This window comes from Paenarthrobacter sp. 10L420 (genome assembly GCF_056395385.1).
In genome coordinates, this window is sequence record NZ_JBFTJK010000055.1 from 1 (window position 1) to 1,584 (window position 1,584).

A 1,584-nucleotide genomic window follows, 5' to 3' on the forward strand; every position below is an offset into this window, starting at 1 on the left:
AGACGAAGAGGCCGCAGCCCGCTTCCCGTACAAGCAGGCCTACCTGCCGATTGCCCGTGAGCTCGACGGCTCCATGAAGGACTGGTAAACCATGGCATCCCCAAAGACCCCACCACTCTCGCTGGGCACACCTGGCCTCATCAGCAGCCGCACCGCCCCTCCTGCGGGCGTCGTCCACTTGGGCCTTGGCAACTTCCACCGCGCCCACCAAGCCGTCTACACCGACGCGGCCATCAAAGCCGGCGGCGGCGACTGGGGAATCATCGGCGTTTCCAGTCGGTCCTCGACTGTCACCGACGCCATGCACGCCCAGGACATGCTCTATACCGTGGTGGAGATCTCGCCCGAAGGCTCGGGATTTTCGATCCCCCGGGTACACACTGACGCCTTTGTGGCAGCGAAGGATCCGGAGCGCGTCCCCATCGTCATTGGTGACCCCGCCACCCGGATTGTCTCGCTCACCGTGACCGAGAACGGCTACACCTATTCACCCTCCACAGGATCGTTGAACCTGGCAGACCCCGCAGTACAACACGACCTGCTCAACGCCAAAGCGCCCAAGACGCCGATGGGCCAGATCGTCCGCGGACTTCAACAACGTGCCCGCACACACTCAGAACCCATCACTGTCCTTAGCTGCGATAACCTGGCCGACAACGGGCACCACACACAGCGGCTGGTCCGGGAATTCGCCTCCAGGCTGCCAGCTGCCGAAGCAACGGAAACGCTGGCCTGGATCGACTCGCACACCAGCTTCCCGTCATCAATGGTGGACAGGATCGTACCGGCCACCACCGAACACTACCGTTCCCTCGTCGCCGAACGTCGGGGCTACATCGACGCCATCCCAGTCCCGGCGGAACCCTTCAGCATGTGGATCATGGAAGACAACTTCATAGCCGGCCGCCCCACATGGGAAGCCGGAGGTGCCGTGTTTTCCAATGATGTCGCCGGGTATGAACAGCTCAAGGTCCGGCTCCTCAACGGCACGCACTCCCTGATCGCCTATTTGGGCGCCCTCACCGGAGCAGCCACCATCCCCGAATCGGTAGCGCAGGCCCACATCGAACAGGCAGCCCGTACGGTGCTGCGCGACGAGTACCTGCCCAGCGTCAACGTTCCCGCCGGCGTGGATGTCGGCGCCTACGAGGAGCAACTCTTCTCACGCTGGCGCAACTCAGCTTTGGGCCACCGCACCAGCCAAGTCGGTTCTGACGGTTCGGTGAAACTCAGGCAGCGCATTCCGCTGCCGGCGCTGAAAATGCTCGACGCCGGGACCATGCCGCAGCTTCTGGCCCTCACCACAGCCGCCTACCTGACGTGCCTCGCACCGTTGGGTGGCTTCGAGCCCGGCGAACATGCAGATGCCATGGAAGATCCCGCCCGTCGGCTCCTGGCCGGTCTGGCGGCCCAGTCCCGCTCCGGGCACGAGCTAGCCGAAAGTGTCCTGGCCGATCACCATCTCCTCGGCGAGGAACTTGCCGAGCGCACTGACTTCATCGAACGCACCGGCGAATTTATCGACATCCTGCAGTCCCACGGCCCACTGGCCGCCATCGCCGATGCCAGCAATCCGACATCCCG

At 63.9% G+C, this 1,584-nt stretch carries 1 protein-coding gene; it reads left to right on the forward strand.

Translation table 11 applies throughout. The annotated features are described in order from the left end of the window. Nucleotides 1–91 precede the first annotated feature (91 nt). A partial coding sequence (locus AC1DD5_RS25615) for a mannitol dehydrogenase family protein (protein WP_477523122.1) occupies nucleotides 92–1,584 on the forward strand: 1,493 nt, incomplete at its 3' end.